Origin of the sequence: Alloalcanivorax marinus, assembly GCF_016906305.1 — a bacterium.
Classification (GTDB): domain Bacteria; phylum Pseudomonadota; class Gammaproteobacteria; order Pseudomonadales; family Alcanivoracaceae; genus Alloalcanivorax; species Alloalcanivorax marinus.
Genome location: NZ_JADDOL010000005.1, coordinates 83582 through 103168, shown reverse-complemented (window position 1 = coordinate 103168; position 19587 = coordinate 83582). Strand labels below are relative to the sequence as shown.

At 67.0% G+C, this 19587-nt stretch carries 19 protein-coding genes; 17 read left to right on the top strand and 2 right to left on the bottom strand.

From position 1 onward, the window contains the following. Positions 1-2: 2 nt before the first annotated feature. Positions 3-362, bottom strand: coding sequence for a hydroxyisourate hydrolase (gene uraH, locus IM760_RS06210; protein WP_204427667.1), 360 nt, complete (start codon positions 360-362; stop codon positions 3-5). Positions 363-474: 112 nt separating this feature from the next. Here uraH and puuE point away from each other — a divergent pair, with 112 nt between their 5' ends. Further along, positions 475-1392 carry an allantoinase PuuE gene (gene puuE / locus IM760_RS06205; RefSeq protein WP_204427666.1) on the top strand — a complete coding sequence of 306 codons (918 nt, stop codon included), beginning with the start codon at positions 475-477 and terminating at the stop codon, positions 1390-1392. After that, complete coding sequence (gene uraD, locus IM760_RS06200) at positions 1385-1915, top strand: 2-oxo-4-hydroxy-4-carboxy-5-ureidoimidazoline decarboxylase (protein WP_204427665.1); 531 nt, start codon at positions 1385-1387, stop codon at positions 1913-1915. The genes puuE and uraD overlap by 8 nt, the downstream gene beginning before the upstream one ends. A 6-nt stretch (positions 1916-1921) precedes the next feature. On the opposite strand, the gene IM760_RS06195 is transcribed toward uraD, so the two are convergent. Beyond that, complete coding sequence (locus tag IM760_RS06195) at positions 1922-3199, bottom strand: amidohydrolase family protein (protein ID WP_204427664.1); 1278 nt, start codon at positions 3197-3199, stop codon at positions 1922-1924. Between the two features lie 235 nt (positions 3200-3434). Between IM760_RS06195 and wrbA the strand changes: the two genes are divergently transcribed. The 15 genes from wrbA to IM760_RS06120 all read left to right on the top strand — a co-directional run bounded on the left by wrbA (position 3435) and on the right by IM760_RS06120 (position 19583). Further along, the gene (wrbA, locus tag IM760_RS06190; RefSeq protein WP_204427663.1) at positions 3435-4106 is read left to right on the top strand and encodes an NAD(P)H:quinone oxidoreductase; all 672 of its coding nucleotides are present in this window, start codon (positions 3435-3437) and stop codon (positions 4104-4106) included. Positions 4107-4367: 261 nt separating this feature from the next. Beyond that, positions 4368-5366, top strand: coding sequence for an ABC transporter substrate-binding protein (locus tag IM760_RS06185; RefSeq protein ID WP_204427662.1), 999 nt, complete (start codon positions 4368-4370; stop codon positions 5364-5366). A gap of 226 nt (positions 5367-5592) precedes the next feature. Next, on the top strand, positions 5593-6615 hold the full coding sequence (locus IM760_RS06180; protein ID WP_204427661.1) for an ABC transporter substrate-binding protein: 1023 nt from the start codon (positions 5593-5595) through the stop codon (positions 6613-6615). Then, positions 6612-7550, top strand: coding sequence for an isopenicillin N synthase family dioxygenase (locus tag IM760_RS06175; protein ID WP_204427660.1), 939 nt, complete (start codon positions 6612-6614; stop codon positions 7548-7550). The genes IM760_RS06180 and IM760_RS06175 overlap by 4 nt, the downstream gene beginning before the upstream one ends. Positions 7551-7680: 130 nt before the next feature. Then, a complete protein-coding gene (locus IM760_RS06170) occupies positions 7681-8730 on the top strand; it encodes an aromatic ring-hydroxylating dioxygenase subunit alpha (protein WP_204427659.1) in 1050 nt (349 codons plus the stop codon). Beyond that, on the top strand, positions 8727-10088 hold the full coding sequence (locus tag IM760_RS06165; RefSeq protein WP_204427658.1) for an amidohydrolase family protein: 1362 nt from the start codon (positions 8727-8729) through the stop codon (positions 10086-10088). Before IM760_RS06170 ends, IM760_RS06165 begins: the two co-directional genes overlap by 4 nt. A 32-nt stretch (positions 10089-10120) precedes the next feature. Continuing rightward, positions 10121-11110, top strand: a complete 990-nt coding sequence (locus IM760_RS06160; RefSeq protein ID WP_204427657.1) for an isopenicillin N synthase family dioxygenase — start codon at positions 10121-10123, stop codon at positions 11108-11110. Then, positions 11110-12330: an MFS transporter gene (locus tag IM760_RS06155; protein WP_204427656.1), complete on the top strand. Its 1221-nt coding sequence runs from the start codon at positions 11110-11112 to the stop codon at positions 12328-12330. The genes IM760_RS06160 and IM760_RS06155 overlap by 1 nt, the downstream gene beginning before the upstream one ends. Next, entirely contained in the window at positions 12327-13313 is a 987-nt protein-coding gene (locus tag IM760_RS06150) for an aromatic ring-hydroxylating oxygenase subunit alpha (RefSeq protein WP_204427655.1), read from the top strand. The genes IM760_RS06155 and IM760_RS06150 overlap by 4 nt, the downstream gene beginning before the upstream one ends. A 629-nt stretch (positions 13314-13942) precedes the next feature. Continuing rightward, complete coding sequence (locus IM760_RS06145) at positions 13943-14977, top strand: porin (protein WP_275579262.1); 1035 nt, start codon at positions 13943-13945, stop codon at positions 14975-14977. 83 nt (positions 14978-15060) lie between these two features. After that, a complete protein-coding gene (locus IM760_RS06140; RefSeq protein WP_204427653.1) occupies positions 15061-15858 on the top strand; it encodes a cysteine hydrolase family protein in 798 nt (265 codons plus the stop codon). Next, the gene (locus tag IM760_RS06135; RefSeq protein ID WP_204427652.1) at positions 15858-16283 is read left to right on the top strand and encodes a cupin domain-containing protein; all 426 of its coding nucleotides are present in this window, start codon (positions 15858-15860) and stop codon (positions 16281-16283) included. The genes IM760_RS06140 and IM760_RS06135 overlap by 1 nt, the downstream gene beginning before the upstream one ends. Next, a complete protein-coding gene (locus IM760_RS06130) occupies positions 16280-17911 on the top strand; it encodes a CocE/NonD family hydrolase (RefSeq protein ID WP_204427651.1) in 1632 nt (543 codons plus the stop codon). Before IM760_RS06135 ends, IM760_RS06130 begins: the two co-directional genes overlap by 4 nt. Beyond that, the gene (locus IM760_RS06125; protein WP_204427650.1) at positions 17908-18783 is read left to right on the top strand and encodes an ABC transporter ATP-binding protein; all 876 of its coding nucleotides are present in this window, start codon (positions 17908-17910) and stop codon (positions 18781-18783) included. Before IM760_RS06130 ends, IM760_RS06125 begins: the two co-directional genes overlap by 4 nt. Next, positions 18780-19583: an ABC transporter permease gene (locus tag IM760_RS06120; RefSeq protein WP_204427649.1), complete on the top strand. Its 804-nt coding sequence runs from the start codon at positions 18780-18782 to the stop codon at positions 19581-19583. The genes IM760_RS06125 and IM760_RS06120 overlap by 4 nt, the downstream gene beginning before the upstream one ends. Positions 19584-19587: the final 4 nt, after the last annotated feature.

Sequence of the window (19587 nt, the reverse complement as noted above, 5' to 3'; positions counted from 1 at the left end):
GGTCAGGACCCCCGGTAGGTGCTGTAGCCGTAGGGCGACAGCAGCAAGGGCACATGATAGTGGCGGTCGGCGTCGGCGACCCCGAAACGCACGATCACTTCGTCCAGGAACGCCGGCTCCGGCGGGGCGTCGCCCGGGTTCCGGTCGCGGAAATAATCACCGGCCCGGAACAGCAGCTGATAACGCCCGGGCGTGAACGCCTCCCCTTCCAGCAACGGCGACGGGCAGCGGCCGTCGGCATCGGTTTTGCATTCTCCGATCAGGGACAGGCGTTCATCGTCCAGGCGCCACAGTTCCAGGGCCAGGCCGGTGGCGGGCCGCCCGCTGGCGGTGTCGAGCACGTGCGTGGTGAGACGCCCCATGGGTCGCTCCTCGATATTGTGTTTTGCAATGTCGACAATAAAACCACAAAGATGTATACAGGTGCAATTCGATCCGGCCAGCGAGATCCGGCCAGTGAAAGGAGACAGGCACATGGCGGAACAGGAGCCGGCGTCCGGCTACCCCCGTGATTTGATCGGCTACGGTCCGACGCCGCCGGACCCGCGCTGGCCCGGCGGCGCCCGGCTGGCGGTGCAATTCGTGCTCAATTACGAAGAGGGCGGTGAGAATTGCGTGCTGCACGGCGACCCCGCGTCGGAATCCTTTCTCTCTGAGATGACGGGGGTCGAGGCGCGCCCCGACGTGCGCCATATGAGCATGGAGTCCCTGTACGAGTACGGCAGCCGGGCCGGCGTCTGGCGCCTGCTGCGCCTGTTCCGGCGCTATCGGCTGCCGCTCACCGTGTTCGCCGTGGGCATGGCCGCCGAACGCCATCCCGAGGTGATTCGCGCCCTGGTCGATGAAGGCCACGAAATCTGCAGCCACGGCTATCGGTGGATCGACTACCAATACGTGCCGGAGGCGGTGGAAGCGGAACACATCGGCCGTGCCGTGGAGGCGCTGACCCGCGCCGCCGGCCACCGGCCCCTGGGCTGGTACACCGGCCGCACCAGCCCCAATACCCGGCGGCTGGTGGTGGAGCACGGCGGTTTTCTTTATGACGCCGACGACTACAACGATGATCTGCCGTTCTGGACCCGGGTGGCGGACCAGCGCCATCTGGTGGTGCCCTATACCCTGGATGTGAACGACATGCGGTTCGCCTCGCCGGCGGGGTTCGGCGACGGCGAGCCGTTCTTCCGCTATCTGCGCGATACCTTCGATTATCTCTACCGGGAGGGCGCGGAGGGGCCGCGCATGATGTCGGTGGGGCTGCATTGCCGTCTGGCGGGGCGCCCGGGACGCGCCGCCGCCCTGGAAAGGTTTCTGCGCCACGTGCGCGCCCACCCGGACGTCTGGGTGGCCCGGCGCCTCGATATCGCCCGACACTGGATGACGCAGCATGGCTGAAACCGAGCGGCTGTCGCCGCGCCCCAGCACCCTGGACGAGGACGCCTTCGTGGCCTGTTACGGCGACGTCTACGAGCACTCCCCCTGGATCGCCCGCCAGGCCCACCGCGCCGGACTGAGCGCGCGGGACGATACCGTTGAGGGGCTGGCGGCGCGGCTGGCGGCGGTGTTCGACGCCGCCGATGCCGGCGCGCAATTGACGGTGCTGCGCGCCCACCCGGACCTGGCCGGCAAGCTGGCGGTGGGCGAGGCGCTCACCGCCGACTCCGGCGCCGAGCAGGCCGGTGCCGGGCTGGACCAATGCACGGAGGAGGAGTTCGAGCGCTTCCAGACACTCAACGCGGCCTACCGGGCGCGTTTCGGTTTTCCCTTTATCGTGGCGGTGCGCGGCCTGCACCGGCGGGAGATTCTTCAGGCCTTCGAGGCGCGTCTGAACAACGACGCGGACACCGAGCGCGCCACCGCGGTGGCCCAGGTCAACCGCATCGCGCGGCTGCGCCTGGCCGCCCGCGCCGGCGGCTGATCGACATCAATCCCAGTCCGGCGGCGGCCAGTGGTCGTCGTCCTCGTCGTCGAAGTCGGTTTCCATGGGGTGCCCCTCGATCCAGGTGCGCAGCGGGCGCTCTTCCAGATCCCGGGCTTCACCGGCCAGCAGGGATTCAAACCAGTGGTCCGGGCCGCCGCTTCCGTCGGGCAGCGGCAGCTCCACGAAGTCGGCGCGCTTGCCGGGCGCGAAACTGCCGGCCCGATCGCCCCGGCCCAGGCACTCGGCGCCGGCCAGGGTGGCATGGTAAAGCGCCTCCCGGGCGTTCACGTCGACACCGGCGTCGCGGTGCTGGGCCAGGAAACGCTGCATTACGTGCAGCATGCTGTGGCTGGGCCCGGCGCCCACGTCCGAGGCCAGCGCGTAGCGAATGCCGTGGCGGCGTATCGCCTGCAGGTCCATGCGCCCGCTGTCCAGCGCCTCGTTGGACGATGGGCAATGGGCGATCCAGGCGCCGCGCCGGGCCAGGGTCTGGTGTTCCCGGGTACTGAGATGAATGCAGTGGCCGAGCACCGAGCGCGGGCCCAGCAGGCCGGCCCGGTCGTAGACGTCGGTATAGTCCTGGGCTTCGGGAAAGGCCTCGCGAATTTCGCGAACTTCGTTCACCGATTCCGAGAGATGGGTCTGGATCAGGGCGTTTTCCCGCCGGGCCAGATCGCCCAGGTCGCGCATCAGAGCGGCGCTGCAATTGAGCGCGAAACGCGGCGTCACCGCGTAGTGTTCCCGGCCCAGTTTTTTCAGCAGCGGCGCCACCTGGTCGGCGTTGTCCGGGCTGGCCCGGCAGAGCGGCTCCGGCGCTGCCTTTTCCATGATCGAGTTGCCCAGCACCCAGTCGCCGATGGCTTCGCTGGCGGCGATTTCCAGGGCGCGCACATGGGGGCTGGAGTAGGCCATGCCCAGGGTGGTGCCGGCGCGCACCGTGTCGTGGAAAAAATTCTGCGCGTGGCGGCGTGCGAACAGTTCGTTGTCGAAGCCCATTTCCTCGGGCCAGATATGGTTGCGTAGCCACTCCATCAGATCCCGTTGAAAGCGGCCGCGCACGTGGTGCTGCACCCAGTGGATGTGCACGTCCACGAAGCCCGGCACCAGCAGGCTGTCCAGTTCCAGCATGGCGCCCACCGGCTGCTGGCGGAACTCGCTCATGGCGCCCACGCCGAGGATGCGACCTTCGTGCACCAGCACGCCGCCGTCCCGGTAGAACACCCAGTGGTCGGCGTCCACCGGATTGAGCAGGCTGGCACGGATCAGAAGGGGCTGCGCCATCGCGACCTCTTTTTTGGGGGAATGTATACACCTTTTTAGTCGCTCTATGGGCGTGCGGCAAGCCTTGCCGGCCAAGGGCCGGCGTGGTGCGGAATGGTGTTTCGATGCGCCGCGGCGGTGCGTGTCGCCGGGCCGGGCGCGGCGCTTTCCGCCCTCCGGCGTGGCACGGGCCTTGCCTGTATACAGCGCCAGGCTCCAATTCGGGGCAATCCCTTACCGCAAACCGGAGACGCTCATGTCCGAATCGCGACCTTCCGAACCACGACGTGTCTGTGTGATCTGTGATTCCCGCTATGGCAGCACCCTGGAACTGGCCCGCGCGGTGGTGCGCGGTGCCGAAGCGGAGGGGGCGGAGGTGCGGTTGCGGCGCGTCGACATCGAGCCGCCGGAGTACAGCGTCGATGCCCAGCGGGCGGATTTCCTGGCGGCGCAGGCGGAGTACCGGGCGCTGCCCCGGGCCAGCCAGGAGGATCTGATCTGGGCGCGCGGCATCGTCTGGGGCTCGCCGACCCGCTACGGGTTGATGAGCACGCCGTTGCGGGCCTTTATCGATGAGGTGGCGCCGTTGTGGCGGCAGGGGGCGTTGATCGGCAAGTTGGGTGCGGCCTTTACCTCCACCGGGGGCATGCATTCCGGTAATGAGGTGACCTTGATCACGTTGCTTCTGCCGTTTTTTCAACACGGCATGATTCTGGTGGGGGTGCCGCACAGCGTGCCGGAGCTGGTGCGGACCACCAAGGGCGGGTCGCCGTATGGGGCGTCGGCGGTGACCGGGTTCGATGGGACGCGCGGGGTGGATGATAACGAGCGGGCGATTGCGTTTGCGTTGGGGGCGCGGGTGGGGCGGTTGGTGGGGCAGGTAGTGCCGGAGCCCGGGTCGGTGGAGTTGGCGGCGTATGGGGAGTGAAGGTTTTTTCTCCATCGGGGCCGCAGGAGCGGGAGTGGGCCCCATCCCGGACACGCCGTGAATACGTCCTTGTAGGCTCGCGTTGGCCATCCCTGGCCAACGACGGTCCGGGGAGGGCGACACCGGCCACACGGCTCCGGGCGGCTTCAGGGTGGGTGCACCGGTTTGGTGAGGGGGCGGTGTCGGTGGGTGGGCATGAAGGTTGCTTGTATACGAAAGGAGAGTTCGAAGCGAACGCAAGCAATCTGACGGAGAACACTGATGCGCGTGATGTTGAAGAGTGGTGTGTGCCGGCGCCTGGGGGCGGCGGTGGTGGCGGTGCTGGGGCTGGCCGGCGTCGGCGCGGCGGGGGCCGCGGAGAAGGTGACGGTGGGGACCAGTTGGTATGCCCAGGCCGAGCATGGCGGGTTTTATCAGGCCAAGGCCACCGGGATTTATGAGAAGTACGGGTTGGATGTGACCATCAAGATGGGCGGGCCGCAGGTGAATGGTCTGCAGTTGCTGGTGGCCGGTCAGTACGATTTCACCATGGGCTATCCGCTGCGCAATATCAAAGCGGTGGGCGAGGGGTTGCCGGTGGTGAGCGTGGCGGCGTGTTTTCAGAAGGATCCGCAGGGTTTGATCGCCCATCCGCAGGTGAAGGATCTGAAGGACGTGGGGGATCGCACGGTGCTGATTTCCACGTCGGCGCGGTCCACGTACTGGCCGTGGCTGCAGGCGGAGTACGGGTTCAAGGATTCCCAGGCCAAGCCGTATACGTTCAGTCTGGGGCCGTTCCTGGCGGATAAGGAACTGGTGCAGCAGGCCTATGTGAGTTCCGAGCCGTTCGCCGCCGAGAAGGGAGGTGTGACGCCCAATTTCTTCCTGTTCGCGGATTACGGTTACCCGCCGTACGCGGCGACTCTGGAGACCCGCCGGGAGCTGGTGAAGGAGAAGCCGGAGATGGTGCGTAAGTTCGTGCAGGCCACGCTGGAAGGCTGGAAGAGCTATCTGAACGATCCGGCGCCGGGCAATGCGCTGATCCAGAAGGACAATCCGGAGATGACCGATGAGCAGCTCGCCTACGGTCTGGCCAAGCTCAAGGAGTACGGCATCGTCACCGGTGGCGACGCCGGCGAGAAGGGCATCGGCTACATGAACGATGCGCGCTGGGAGAAGACCTTTGAGTTCATGGTGAAGGCGGGCCTGGTGTCCGACGACGTGGACTATAAGGAAGCCTATACCCTGGAATTTTTGCCCGAGGAGCCGGTACTGCCCTGAGCCAGCCGCCGTGCACAAGGTCGCCAAGGGCGCGATCTTGTGCACAAAGACGGCACGGGCGCGCCACCCCGGTGCGTCCTTGCTCCGCCGCTGTTCCTTCCTTTTCGCCCCCAGGCCGCGTGCCGCAAGGCTTCCGGCAATACCCACAAAGCTGGCACAGCCTTTGCCTCTTCCCGGGTATCTGAGTCTGGATACCAAGCTGTATACATTTTATACGGAGCGCACCATGACAAAGGCACGGGGAACGCATTTCGAAGGGTGGTGGAAACGGGGCCGGCGGCTGCTGTCCGGTGTGACGCTGGGGGCGGGTCTGTTGTCGGCGGCGCTGGCCGGGGCGGCGGAGCCCGACAAGGTGGTGTTCGGCACCAACTGGTTCGCCCAGGCGGAGCACGGCGGTTTCTATCAGGCCAAGGCCACCGGCATTTACAAGAAGTACGGCCTGGACGTGGACATCGAGATGGGCGGGCCGCAGGTCAATAACGTTCAGCTGCTGCTGGCCGGCAAGCAAAACATCACCATGGGCTACCCGATCCGCAACATCAAATCCCTGGTGCAGGATCTGCCGGTGGTGACCATCGCCGCGCCGTTCCAGAGCGACCCCCAGGCGTTGCTGGCGCATCCCCACGTGAAATCCCTGGAAGAGATCAAGGGCCAGCCGGTGTACGTGTTCTCCGGAGCCAAGCAAACCTTCTGGCCCTGGCTGGAAGCCAACTACGGCTTTACCGACGACATGATCCGGCCCTACACCTTCAGCGTGCAGCCGTTTCTGGCCGACAAGTCGGTGGTGCAGCAGGGCTATGTCACTTCCGAACCGTTCGCCATGGAGAAGGGCGGCGTGACGCCGTCGGTGTTCCTGTTCGCGGAGTACGGTTACCCGCCCTACGCGCAGACCCTGGAAACCACCCGGGAATGGGTGGAGGAGAAACCTGAGGTGCTGCGCCGCTTCGTGCAGGCGTCCATGGAAGGCTGGAAAAGCTATTTCCAGGATCCGGCGCCGGCCAATAAGTTGATCAAGCAGGACAACCCGCAGATGACCGATGAGCAGATCGCCTTCGGCATCGAGAAAATGAAGGACTACGGCCTGGTGGCCGGCGGTGACGCCAAAACCAAGGGGCTCGGCGTGATGACCGACGCGCGCTGGAAAGCCACCTTCGATTTCATGGCCAAGGCCGGCATGGTGCCCAAGGACCTGGACTACAAAAAGGCCTACACCCTGGAATTCCTGCCCGAGGAGCCGGTGCTGCCATGAGTGCGACCCGGGTGCCGGTGATCGATTTCGCCCCTTTTCTCGACGGCGAACAGGGCGAGCGGGCGGCGGTGGTCACGGCCATCGACCGCGCCGCCCGCGATGTGGGCTTTATGTGTCTGGTGGGCCACGGCCTGCCGGACGATCAGCTCAAGGCGCTGTTCCAGGCCCAGCGGGACTTCTTCGCGCTGCCGGACACGGTCAAGGCGCAAGCCGCCTTCGCCTATGACGACACCGATGCCAACACCGGCTATGTGGCGGTGGGCAAGGAGCGCCTGGATGTGAAGCGCGCGCCGGACCTGAAGGAAAGTTTTCAGATCCGGGAGCCGGCTCTTTACGGACAGGTGAATCGCTGGCCGCCGGGCCAGGAGGCGTTCCGCGCCACCACGGAAGGTTTCTTCGCGGCGGTGTCGGATTTGTCCATGCGGGTGCTGGAGGCGTTCGAACTGGGGCTGGGTACCGAACCCGGCTACTTCCGCGATCGTCATCGCACCCACAGCCAGATTCTGCGGCTGCTGCATTATCCGCCGCTGCCGCCAGCGTTCCAGGCCGAGCGTGGCCAGGCGCGGGCCGGCGGGCACACCGATTACGGCAGCGTGACCTTGCTGTTCCAGGACGACATCGGCGGCCTGGAAGTGCGCGACGCCGACGGTAAATGGGTACCGGTGGATCCGGTGCCCGGCGGTGTGGTGATCAATACCGGCGACATCATGGCCCGCTGGACCAACGATGTGTACCGCTCCACTTTGCACCGCGTGCGTCTGCCCGAGCACGCCGGCGGCGGCCGTGCCCGCTATTCGGTGGCCTTTTTCAACGACCCGGACAACGAGGCGGAAATCCGTGTGCTCGATCAGTGCGTGAGTGATGACAACGCTTGTCGCTACGCGCCGATCCTGACCGGCGACTATCTGGTGAGCCGACGCGCCGCGTCCTATTGATGTCCGGCGCGGGTCCGAATGGCGGAGGCCCGCGCCGCGTTCAACCTTCCGCCAACAGTGAGGAAAAGCCGGCCTTAAAGAGCGCGAACAGGCTCTCGGCGGGGGCTGCCTCGTCCATAGGAGATGAGCCATGCTAGTAACCCAACAACCCGTCCTGCGCCGCTTCTGGTATCCCGTGATTCCGATGGCGCAACTCAACGACGGCCCGAAGCCGTTCCGTCTGCTCAATCAGGATCTGGTGCTGTGGCTGGATAGCCAGGGCAAGCCGCAGGCCGCCGAGGACCGCTGCGCCCACCGCAGCGCCAAACTGTCCCTGGGCTGGGTGGAGGGTGACAACATCGTTTGCCCCTACCACGGTTGGAACTACGACGGCACCGGCGCCTGCAAGAAAATCCCGCAAACCCCGGACCGCCCCGCCGGCCGCGCCAAGGTGCCGGCCTTCAAGGCCGACGAGCGCTACGGCTACGTCTGGGTCTGCCTGGGTGAACCGCTTACCGACATTCCCGACATGCCGGAAGCCAAGGAGCCGGGCTATCGCATGTTCCATCAGTTCCACGAGGTGTGGCGCACCGCCGGCCTGCGTCTGATGGAGAACTCCTTCGACAACGCCCACTTCAGCTTCGTGCACCGGGAAAGCTTCGGCCAGTTCGACAAGCCGATCCCCGCCGACCTGAACATCAAGGAAGGCGAGTACGGGTTTCACTTCGAAACCAAGGCGCCGGTGAACAACCCGGAATCCCAGAAAAAGCTGCTGCAGATGGACAGCGACACCACCGTGCGCCACATGACCAGCAACTGGTACATGCCGTTCGGGCGGCGGCTGAACATTCGCTATCCCAACGGTCTGGTGCACTCCATCGTCACCTATGCCACGCCCATCGACGATGAGCATTCGATGATCTGCCAGTGGGCGTTCCGCAGCGACAGCGAGCAGGAGGCACCGGAGGCGGAGATCATCGCCTTCGACCGGCAGGTCACCGAGGAAGACAAGCGGGTGCTGGAAAGCACCGATTACGACGTGCCCCTGGACACCGCCAGCGGCGAGGAAAAACACATGCCCTCGGATCAGCCCGGCATGGTGATGCGCAAGATGATGAAGGCGCTGCTGGAACGCTTCGGCGAAAGTGAAGCACGCAGCGACCACGCGCGCATTCCGGTGAAGCAGGAGAAGGCGTCGTGACCGACCTGCTGATCCAGGGCGCGGACGCGGTGATGACCGGCCGGGCGGGCGACGCCGCCCGCGCCGGCGCGGTGGACATCCGCGTGCGTGACGGCCTGATCACGGACATGGCCGCCGGGTTGACCCCGGCGGCCGGCGAGGAGGTGCTGGATGCCCGTGGCTGCGTGGTCTATCCCGGCTGGGTGAACACCCACCACCATTTGTTTCAAAGCGTCCTCAAGGCGGTGCCGGAAGGCATCAACGAGCCGCTGTTCGGCTGGTTGGGGGCGGTGCCCTATCCGCGCCTGACGCGCATCCGCGACCGCCATCTGGAAGTGGCGGCGGAGGTGGGGCTGGCGGAACTGTTGCTGTCCGGCACCACCACCTGCGCCGACCACCATTACATCTACTACGGCGGCCTCGACAGCGAGATGGGCGACGTGCTGTTCGAGGTGGCCGGGCGCCTCGGCGTGCGCTTCACCCTTTGCCGGGGCGGCGCCACCGAACAGGGCCGGCACCCCGGCTACCCCAATGATCTGCGGCCGGAGACGCTGGACCAGTACGTGGCCGACGTGGAACGGCTGGCGGCGCGCTACCACCAGAGTGGCCCCCGGGCCCTGCGCCAGGTGGTGATGGCACCCACCACGCCGACCTTCTCCGTGGACCCCTCGACCCTGCGCGAACTGGCCCGCGCCGGTCGTGCCCTGGGGCTGCGCCTGCACAGCCACCTGTCGGAAACCTTCAACTACGTGGAGTACTGCCGCGACGTGCACCGCATGACGCCGGTGGAATTCTGCGGCGAGAACGAATGGCTGGGCGAGGACGTGTGGTTCGCGCACATGGTGCACGTGGCCGATTCGGAACTGCCGATTCTGGCGGAAACCGGCACCGGCATCGCCCATTGCCCGCAAAGCAACTGCCGGCTGGGCAGTGGCATCGCCCGGGTGCCGGAGATGGCCGCCCGCGGTATTCCCGTTTCCCTGGCGGTGGACGGCGCCGCCTCCAACGAGGCCGCCGACATGATCCAGGAGGCGCACACCACCTGGATGATCCATCGCGCCCTGGGCGGCGCCGACGCGGTCACCGTGGAAGACGTGATCCATTGGGGCACGTCCGGCGGTGCCCGCGTGCTCGGCCTGGACCAGGTGGGTGAACTGGCGCCGGGCAAGGCCGCCGATCTGGCGGTCTACGACCTGGACCAGCCGCGTTACTTCGGCATGCACGACCCGGCCATCGCGCCGGTGGCCGGCGGCGGCAGCGCGTCCGTACGCCACCTGCTGGTGGACGGACGGGTGCGGGTGCGCGATGGCGCCATTCCCGGCCTCGACCTGGCCGGCCTGCGCGCCCGCGCCGCCGAAGCGGTGGCGGAACTTTATTGAGGACGGGGCCCCGTGCCCCAGGGAGCTGCCCGATGGAAACCTTGCAAGAAACCACCGCCCGGCGCACCGATGCCGGCGCCATTCCGGTGATCGATTTCGGCCCCTTTCTCCACGGCGGCGCCGAGGACCGCAAGGCGGTGGCCGCCGCCATGCGCCAGGCCAGCGCCGACTGGGGCTTTTTCTATCTGGCCAACCACGGTGTGCCGGAACCCCTTCTGGATCGCTCCTTTCAGGCATCGCGGCGCTTCTTTGCCTTGCCCTACGAAGAGAAGATGGGCGTTGCCTGGCAAAGCGCCAGCAGCAACCGGGGCTATGTGGCGGTGCGCCGGGAACGGCTCGACGCCAGCAAGCCCGGCGATCTGAAGGAGGCGTTCAACGCCGGGCCGGAACCGGCGGCGGACAGCCTCGCCGAGGAAGAGCGGCCCTACCGGGAAAACCGCTGGCCGGCGAGGCCCGAGGACTTCCGCGATACGGTGCTGGATTTGATGGACGGCTGCGTGGCCGCGGCCAACCGGGTGCTGGAAGCGTTCGCGGTGGCCCTGGATCTGCCCGACGGTTTCTTTATCGACACCCATGACCAGCTGCACCATACCCTGCGGCTGCTGCATTACCCGCCGCTGCCCAGGGGCTACACGCCCCAGGCCGGCGAGAAGCGCGCCGGCGCGCACACCGATTACGGCAGCATCACCTTGCTGTTCCAGCACGGCGTGGCCGGCCTGGAAGTCCGTACCCGCAGCGGCGAGTGGATCACCGCGCCGCCGATCCCCGGCACCGTGGTGGTCAACACCGGTGACCTGATGCAGCGCTGGACCAACGACGTGTTCTGCTCCACGCCGCACCGGGTCTCGCCGTTCGTCAGCGGCGATTCGCCGGGCCGCTATTCCATCGCCTTTTTCTGTCATCCCAACCCGGACGCGGAAATCCGCTGCATCGAAAGCTGCGCGGACGCCGACCATCCATCGCGCTATCCGCCGATCCTGGCCGGTGAGCATCTGATGGCCAAACTGAACGCCACCTACTGATGGCCGCCACTGAACTGCCCGCGTCACCGGCGGTGCGGCCCGCGCCGGCTCGGCCGGTGGCGGTGGGCCTGGGCTGGATCGCGGTGATGATCGCCGTGGCCGGCCTCAATCTGCGGCCGCTGCTCACTTCCCTGGGGGTGAGTCTGGAAGCGGTGCGCATGGACCTGGGCCTGAGCAGCACCGCCGCCGGCCTGCTGGCCGCCGTGCCCACCTTCTGCATGGGCGCGGTGGCGCTGGTGGGCGGCTGGTTGATAGGCCGTCTCGGCAGTGGCCAGGGGCTGCGCGTGGCCTTGCTGCTGGTGGCGGCGGGCTGCCTGGGGCGCTGGGTCGGGCTCAATCCCGCGGTGATGTTCACCGCCACCCTGGTGGGTGGGCTGGGCATCGCCTGCGGGCAGGTGCTGATTCCGGTGGTGATCAAACAATATTTCCCGGGCCGGGCGGCGCTGATGATGGGCCTGTTCACCACCGCCATGAACCTGGGCGCGGCCCTGGGCGCCGCCGCCACGCCGGCGCTGATGGACGGCGCCGGCGGCGACTGGCGGCTGGCCCTGGGCATCTGGGCGTTGCCGGCGCTGGTGGCGGCGCTGTTGTGGCCGGTGACCCTGGCGCGGCCCCGGGGCGACAACGCCCGGGCGCTGCCCTGGGCCGATGCCCGTGCCTGGCGCATGGCGGCGTTTCTGGGCACCGGCTCCATTGCCTATATGTCGTTGCTGGCCTGGCTGGTGCCGTTCTATGTGGCCCAGGGGCACAGCCAGGCCCAGGGCGCGGCGCTGCTCACCGTGTTCACCGGCGCGCAGATCGCCGCCGCGTTGCTGGTGCCGCCGCTGGCCGGCTTTTCACGGGACCGGCGCCCGGCCATGGCGATCAGCCTGCTGCTGTTGATGGTGGGCATCGTGGGCCTGTGGTGGGCACCGGCCTCCGGTGGCGTGCCCTGGGCGGTGATAGCGGGAATCGGTCTGGGCGGTTCCTTTCCGCTGGCGCTGACCCTGCCGCTGGATTACGCCGCCACGCCCACCGAGGCCGGCCGCCTGTCGGCGCTGGTGCAGGGGCTGGCCATGCTGATGGGCGCACTGGGGCCGCTGCTGTTTGGCGCCTTGCGCGACGGCTTCGGGTTTCCCGCGGCCATGCTGTTTCTGTTGTCGGCGGTGGGCGTGTCGTTCCTGCTCGGACTGACTTTCCGCCCGCCACCGCTTCACCCCGCCGAGGAGGACACCCCATGAACGTGATGGATCATCCCGTGTTTCGCCGCTTCTGGTATCCGGTGATGCCGCTGGACCGGTTGCGCGAGGGCCCGCGCGGCTTCGTGCTGCTGGGCCAGCCGCTGGTGCTGTTTCTCGACGATGACGGCGCGCCGGCGGCCCTGGAGGACCGCTGCTGCCACCGCACCGCGCAACTGTCCCTGGGCGAGGTGTGTGACGGCAAGGTGGCCTGTCCCTACCACGGCTGGCGCTACGACCGGGCCGGCCAGTGCGTGCACATTCCGCAGATGCCGGACCGTGATCCGGGCCCGCGCCGCCGGGTGGCGGCCTACCACTGCACCAGCCGTTACGGTTATGCCTGGGTGGCGCTGGACACGCCGCTGTTCGATATTCCCGCCATCCCGGAGGCCGCCGAGCCGGACTTCGAGCTGATTCAGGAATTCTACGAGGAGTGGAAGGTGGCAGGGCTGCGCGTGATGGAGAACGAGCTCGATATGGCGCACCCCAGCTATGTGCATCTGGGGACCTTCGGCAGCCCGGAGCATCTGGTGGCGGAGGACGCGGAAATCACCGAATTCGACGGCGGCTTCCATTACACCGGTCGCCTGGGCGTCACCCAGGCCCACCATGCCCAGCAGGACCGCAATGAACGGTTCCTGGATTGCTCCTGGTACGTCCCCTTCGTGTGCCGGCTGCGCATCAATTACGCCGACGGCGGCCCCGCCCATGTGATCGTCAACTGCCAGGTGCCCATCGACCAGGGGCGTTCCCAGGTGGTGCAATTCTGCCTGCAGCAGGACCACGGCGGCGGCTTCGACCGCGAGGCGCTGCTGGCGTTTGATCGCAAGGTCACGCTGGAAGACAAAAGGGTGCTGGAAAGCACGGATCCGGACATGCCGCTGGATCCGCGCGGAGAAAAGCACATGGCGTCGGATAAACCGGGCCTGGTGATGCGCCGCATGATGCAGCGCCTGCTCGATGAGCACGCCCTCACCGACGCCTGAGCGAACTTTTGTATACAAAATGGCGGCGATGCCTGGACGAAGGCGCGCCGCTTTTTTTATGGGTCAGCCACCGGCCCGCGCCGGTTTGCCGGGCGGTAACACAAGATCGAAGCCGGTCTTCTCCCTGTTTTCCGCCGTCGATCTTCGTCATTCTTGTATTACCGTCGCGCCCGGATAGGGCGACTCGGGCCCGACCGCCCCAAAAACGGGCAGCCAAACACCGCGTCGACGCGCGGGCCACGCATTCCTTGACGGCCCTTTCACCTGTTTCCCGCCTTTCACACGCCCGGCCACGTCTCTGGCACGCATCTTGAAAGTATCACCGTACCGTGTATGCAAGACCGGCCGTTGCCGGTCCGGTGCACAGGATCACGAACCGGGTGTTTGCCTGATCACCCGGTTCGAACAGCCGCCGTCGCGGGATGCGTTGGCGACGTATTTAAAGAGGGTTTCGTGACCGGTCGGGAAGACGGAGCGAATCCGGGGGACACCGGCTGTACCGGTGGCACGGGCACCCGAAGGCGGACGCGACTGAAGGCGCCGCCGGCGGACTGCTCCCCACTTTTCAGAGAGGAAAACCTGTGAAACTGAACAGAAAGGTTGCGACGACTTTGGGGGCCGCCACGCTGATGGGCGCGAGCGGTATGGCCAGCGCGGACGTCAATGTGGATTTCTACGGTCTGCTCGACGTGTTCGCGGGCAGCCGGGAAGCACCGGGCGCCGCCGACGATTCCAAGGTTCTGGATGCCGGTGGCATGACCACGTCCTTCGTGGGCTTCACCGCCACCGCCGACATCAACGAAAGCACCACCGCTTTCGCCAAGGCGGAGATGTTCCTGCGTCCCGACACCGGTGACGACGGCCGCTACAACGGCGACGAGTTCTTCGCTCGTGCCGCCCAGGTCGGCTTCAACGGTGACCTGGGTCAGATCGCCGCCGGTCGTGTTGGCGCGCCCATGTTCCTGCCGGTGATCTTCTCCAACCCGTTCGGCGGTTCCTTCGTGTTCTCCCCGGCGATCCTGCATTCCTTCCAGGGCGGCAACTACGGCGCCACCGTGGGTGACTCCGGCTGGAGCAACGGTATTTCCTACGTGTCGCCGAAAATGGGTGGCCTCACCGCCAATGTGGTGTACGCCTTCGGCGAGGAATCCGGTGAGGATTCCGAAAACAAATTCGGCGGCAACCTGGTGTACCGCGCCGGCGGCCTGATGCTGACCGCCGCGGCCCACTCCGTGAAGCAGGGCGCGCTGAACAGCGGCGACAGCCCGGGCTTCGGTGAAGGCGGTGGTCTGGCGGCCATCGGCGGCGGCGTGTTCTCCGTCACCGACCAGGACGCCTACCTGGTGGGCGCCAGCTACGACTTCCAGGTGGTCAAGGTGTACGGCATGTACCACAGCCTGGATACCGAGACCACCGTCGGTGATGTGGACGTGGACACCTACCAGGGCGGCGTCGGCGTTCCGGTGGGCCCGGGTTCCATCCTGGCCGCCTACGCCAAGTCCGAGTTCGACGGCGAAGTCGACGCCGAGCGCGAAACCTGGACCGTGGGTTACGACTGGATCATCAACGACCAGCTCGACATCTACGCCAACTACATGAACGACGACATCGATACCCTCGGTGACGGCGACAGCTACGGCGTGGGCACCCGCCTGAAGTTCTGATTGACCCATCGGCCCCGGCGGCGGTGCCCCTCTGCGCCGTCGTCCGGAGGCCGCCCTGATTCCGGAAGAGGCCGAGCCGAACCATGACGGACCGTTTCTCCGACCTGAACAGCGCCCTGCACCCGATGGGCACCCGCCCCGGCAGTCAGTGGGGCGTCAACGGCGAGCTCGCCGATCTCAGCCGCCCGACACCGGCTCCCCGTGTCGTCTCTTTTCCGGCGCAGCCGAAAGCGCTGCGTCTTGATCTCAATCGTCTGGCCGTGATCGTGGTGGATATGCAGAACGACTTCTGCACCCCCGGCGGCTGGCTCGATCATATCGGCGTGGACACCACGCCGGCGCGCCGCCCTCTGGCGCCGCTGCAAACCCTGTTGCCCGCGCTGCGCGCCGCCGACGTGCCGGTGGTGTGGGTGAACTGGGGCAACCGCCGGGACCTGATGAACATTTCCCCGGCCCTGCGCCATGTTTACAACGGCAGCGGCGAGGACGTGGGGCTGGGCGATCCGGTGCCCGCCTCCGGCGCGCCGGTGCTGGAAAAAGACAGCTGGGGCGCCGCCGTCATCGATGAACTGACGGTGGCCGACGCCGATGTGCGCGTGGACAAATTCCGCATGAGCGGCTTCTGGGACACGCCCCTGGATTCCATTCTCCGCAACCTGGGTGTCAGCACCTGCCTGTTCGCCGGCGTCAACGCCGACCAGTGCGTGTTGCACACCCTGGCGGACGCCAACTTCCTCGGCTACGACACCGTGCTGCTGGAAGACTGCACCGCCACCACCTCGCCGGCGTTCTGTTGGGACGCGACGCTTTACAACGCGCGGCAGATCTTCGGGTTCACCGCCTTGTCCACCGATCTGATCGCCGCCCTGGAGGCCCGTTGATGCTGCCCTTCTTTAAACGCCCCGATCAGTTCGAAGCCTTCCGCATCAAGGCGGGGGAAAGCAACCGTCTGGTGGTGATGTTCGATTCCATCAAGGAAAAACTGGATTTCATCGCCTGCGTGGAAATCTTCGACGAGGGTGGCCTGACGCCGCCCAACACCCACAAGACCGCCGACGAGTTGTTCTTCGTGCTGGAAGGCGAAGGCCGCGCCCGCTGCGACGACAGCTGGGTGGAACTGCGCAAGGGCGACGCCATGGTGGTGCCCGCCGGCGCCGAGCACGTGGTGGAGAACACCGGCGCCGGGCGCCTCTACACCCTCACCGTGATGGTGCCGGACGAACACTTCGCCGAGCTGATCCGCAACGGTGTTCCGGACCGGCTCGATGCGGAAGACCTGCGTGTGCTGCAGGGGGTGGGCGCATGAAAACGCCGATGCCGGAAGTGGTGTCCATGCGCACCCGCGACGGCGTGCGGCTGGACGCGGACCTCTATGTGCCCGAGGGCGAGGGTCCGTTCCCGGCGCTGCTGATGCGCCAGCCCTACGGTCGGCGCATCGCCTCCACGGTCACCTACGCCCATCCGTCCTGGTACGCGGCCCAGGGTTACCTGGTGGTGATCCAGGACGTGCGTGGGCGCGGCACCTCGGAAGGGCGCTTCGAGCCCTTTATCAATGAACAACGGGACGGCGAGGACACTCTGGAATGGCTGGCCGCGCTGCCCGCCTGCAACGGCCGGGTGGGCATGTACGGCTTTTCCTACCAGGGCGTCACTCAGTTGTTCGCCGCCGCCAGCGGCCACCCGGCCCTGCAAGCCATCGCGCCGGCCATGACCGGCTTCCGTCTGGACCGGGACTGGGCCTACGAAGGCGGCGCCTTCCGGCTGCAGAACAGCCTCTCCTGGGCGGCCCAGCTGGGTGCCGAAAGCGACCGCCGCGACGGCAACCACGAGCGCTTCGCGCAACGCTACCGCCTGGGCCACGGCCCCGGCGCCGATGAACTGATCGACCCGGCCTCGCCGGCGGTGCGCGACCTGCTCGGCGGCACCTTCTACGGCGACTGGCTGGACCGCTCCCTGGACAGTGACTACTGGGAAGAACGCTCGGTGGCCGGCTGCCTGCCGGTGGTGGACCTGCCGGCCCTGCACGTGGGCGGCTGGTTCGACAGCTTTCTCACCGGCACCTTCGCCACCTTCGAGCACCTGCGCGCCGGCGCCGCCCACCAGCGGCTGGTGATCGGGCCCTGGACCCATTTGCCGTGGACCCCGGCGGTGGGCCAGGCGTGGCTGGGCGACGCCGCCCAATCCACCATCGATACCCTGCAACTGCGCTGGTTCGATCATTTTCTCAAAGGCCACGACACCGGCGTGGACCGCGACCCGACGGTGCAGCTCTACGACCTGCGCGCCAATCGCTGGCGCGCCTACGCCGACTACCCGCCGGCACCGGGCACGCGCCTGCCACTGGCCAGTGACGGCAGCGCCGGCTTCGACATCGGCGGTGGCCGCCTGGGCGCAACCGGTGAACCGGTGGTGGACACCTTTATCCACGATCCGTGGCGGCCGGTGCCGGCGGTGGGCGGCCATCTGGCGCCCTCGCCGGGGATCCACGACCGCACCGTGGTGGACGCCCGCCCGGACGTGCTCACCTACACCGGCGCGCCGCTGGGAGAGGATCACCAGCTGGCCGGCCCGGTGAGCGTGACGCTCAACGCCGCCGCCGACGCGGACAGCTTCGATCTGTGCGCGGTGCTGTCGGTGGTGGACGCCGACGGCCGCGCCCGCAACCTGACCCAGGGCTACACCCGCGCCCGTGGCAACGGCCCGGTGACCGTGGACCTGCGCGGCACCTGCGCGCTGCTGCGCGCCGGCGAGCGCCTGCGCCTCAGTGTCAGTGGCGCCTGCTACCCCGCTTACGCCCTCAACGACGGCAGCGGCCGCGCCCCCGGCGCGATCCGCGCCGCCGACCTTCGCATTCTGACCCTCAGCGTGAACACCCAGGGGTCCTGGGTTGAGCTGCCCGCTCAATCCCTGGCCATGAAGGAGGAAAACCCGTGACACACGTGAAAGCAATCCGCCCCGAGGTGGTCGTGGCCGGGCAGGACCCGGACACCGCCGGCACGCCGCAAGGCAACGGCCGGGCAGGCCGTCCCATCGTCGACGTGCACGGCGTGGACAAGGTCTACAACAACGGCACCGTGGCCCTCAAGGACGTGGAACTGACCGTCAAGGAAGGGGAGTTCGTGAGCCTGCTGGGGCCCAGCGGCTGCGGCAAATCCACCCTGCTGCGGCTGATGGCCGGCCTCGGCGACGTCACCCGCGGCGAAGTGAAATGGTGGGAGCAGGGCTACGACGTGGTCGGCCAGAAAGGCCGCAAGCTGGCCTTCGTGTTCCAGAACGCCACCCTGATGCCGTGGGCGCGGGTGCGCAAGAACGTGCGCCTGCCCCTGGACCTGAACCGCGAGAAAGGGCCGGACACCGAGCAGCGCATCGACCAGGCCCTGGACATGGTGGGCCTGAACAAATTCGGCAACGCCTACCCCCGGGAGCTGTCCGGCGGCATGCAGATGCGGGTCTCCATTGCCCGCGCCATGGTCACCGAACCCAACCTGCTGCTGATGGACGAGCCGTTCGGCGCCCTCGACGAAATGACCCGCAACAAGCTCAACGACGACCTGCTGCGGCTGTGGAAAGCCAATGGCTGGACCGTGGTGTTCGTGACCCACTCGGTGTACGAAGCGGTCTATCTGTCCAACCGGGTGGTGGTGATGGCGGCGCGGCCGGGCCGGGTGATCGAGGACGTGCCCATCGAGGCGCCCTATCCGCGCGGTCAGGAATTCCGGGTATCCACTGAATTCGCCGGTTACTGCCGGCGCGTGTCCGAGGCGCTGGAAGTGGCCAGCCGCCAGGGCGAGGAGGCGAACTCATGAAATCCCCGTTGCTGGAAAACGAACGTTTCGTGCAGATCGCCGCGCCGCTGTTCGTGGGCGTGGTGTTCCTGCTGCTCTGGGAAGCGGTGGTGCGCGCCACCGGCACGCCGGTGTACATCCTGCCCGGACCGGTGGACATCGGTAAGGCGTTCGTGGAGGACTGGGGCGTGCTGTTCCACAGCCTGCTGATGACCCTCAAGGTCACGTTGATGGCGTTCGCCATCTCGGTGGTGCTGGGCACCGCCGCCTCGTTGCTGTTCGTGCAGAGCCGCTGGATCGAGGTGAGCCTGTTCCCCTATGCGGTGCTGATGCAGGTGACGCCGATCGTGGCCATCGCGCCCCTGATCATCATCTGGGTGGACGACACCACCTGGGCGCTCACCGTGTGCGCGGTGATCATCGCCATCTTCCCGATCATTTCCAACACCACCCTGGGGCTGCGCAGCGTCGACCCGAATCTGCTCAGCATGTTCCGCATGTACCGCACCGGCCGGCTGCAGCAGTTGATCCGCCTGCGCATCCCCAGTGCCCTGCCGTACTTCTTCGGCGGCATGCGCATCAGCACCGGCCTGGCGCTGATCGGCGCGGTGGTGGCCGAGTTCGTGGCCGGCACCGGCGGCACCCAGGCCGGCCTGGCCTATTTGATTCTGCAGTCCGGCTACAACCTGGACATTCCCCGTATGTTCGCCGCCCTGGGGCTGATCACGCTGACCGGCATCACCCTGTTCGCGCTGATGGTGTGGCTGTCCGACCGGGTGCTGCGCAACTGGCACGAAAGCGCCCTCAAGGTCGAGCAGTAGGTGG

Excerpts from the sequence above, each read along its gene's own strand:
- uraH (WP_204427667.1), bottom strand. The coding sequence starts at position 362 with ATGGGGCGTCTCACCACGCACGTGCTCGACACCGCCAGCGGGCGGCCC.
- puuE (WP_204427666.1), top strand. The coding sequence starts at position 475 with ATGGCGGAACAGGAGCCGGCGTCCGGCTACCCCCGTGATTTGATCGGC.
- uraD (WP_204427665.1), top strand. The coding sequence starts at position 1,385 with ATGGCTGAAACCGAGCGGCTGTCGCCGCGCCCCAGCACCCTGGACGAG.
- IM760_RS06195 (WP_204427664.1), bottom strand. The coding sequence starts at position 3,199 with ATGGCGCAGCCCCTTCTGATCCGTGCCAGCCTGCTCAATCCGGTGGAC.
- wrbA (WP_204427663.1), top strand. The coding sequence starts at position 3,435 with ATGTCCGAATCGCGACCTTCCGAACCACGACGTGTCTGTGTGATCTGT.
- IM760_RS06185 (WP_204427662.1), top strand. The coding sequence starts at position 4,368 with ATGCGCGTGATGTTGAAGAGTGGTGTGTGCCGGCGCCTGGGGGCGGCG.
- IM760_RS06180 (WP_204427661.1), top strand. The coding sequence starts at position 5,593 with ATGACAAAGGCACGGGGAACGCATTTCGAAGGGTGGTGGAAACGGGGC.
- IM760_RS06175 (WP_204427660.1), top strand. The coding sequence starts at position 6,612 with ATGAGTGCGACCCGGGTGCCGGTGATCGATTTCGCCCCTTTTCTCGAC.
- IM760_RS06170 (WP_204427659.1), top strand. The coding sequence starts at position 7,681 with ATGCTAGTAACCCAACAACCCGTCCTGCGCCGCTTCTGGTATCCCGTG.
- IM760_RS06160 (WP_204427657.1), top strand. The coding sequence starts at position 10,121 with ATGGAAACCTTGCAAGAAACCACCGCCCGGCGCACCGATGCCGGCGCC.
- IM760_RS06155 (WP_204427656.1), top strand. The coding sequence starts at position 11,110 with ATGGCCGCCACTGAACTGCCCGCGTCACCGGCGGTGCGGCCCGCGCCG.
- IM760_RS06150 (WP_204427655.1), top strand. The coding sequence starts at position 12,327 with ATGAACGTGATGGATCATCCCGTGTTTCGCCGCTTCTGGTATCCGGTG.
- IM760_RS06145 (WP_275579262.1), top strand. The coding sequence starts at position 13,943 with ATGGGCGCGAGCGGTATGGCCAGCGCGGACGTCAATGTGGATTTCTAC.
- IM760_RS06140 (WP_204427653.1), top strand. The coding sequence starts at position 15,061 with ATGACGGACCGTTTCTCCGACCTGAACAGCGCCCTGCACCCGATGGGC.
- IM760_RS06135 (WP_204427652.1), top strand. The coding sequence starts at position 15,858 with ATGCTGCCCTTCTTTAAACGCCCCGATCAGTTCGAAGCCTTCCGCATC.
- IM760_RS06130 (WP_204427651.1), top strand. The coding sequence starts at position 16,280 with ATGAAAACGCCGATGCCGGAAGTGGTGTCCATGCGCACCCGCGACGGC.
- IM760_RS06120 (WP_204427649.1), top strand. The coding sequence starts at position 18,780 with ATGAAATCCCCGTTGCTGGAAAACGAACGTTTCGTGCAGATCGCCGCG.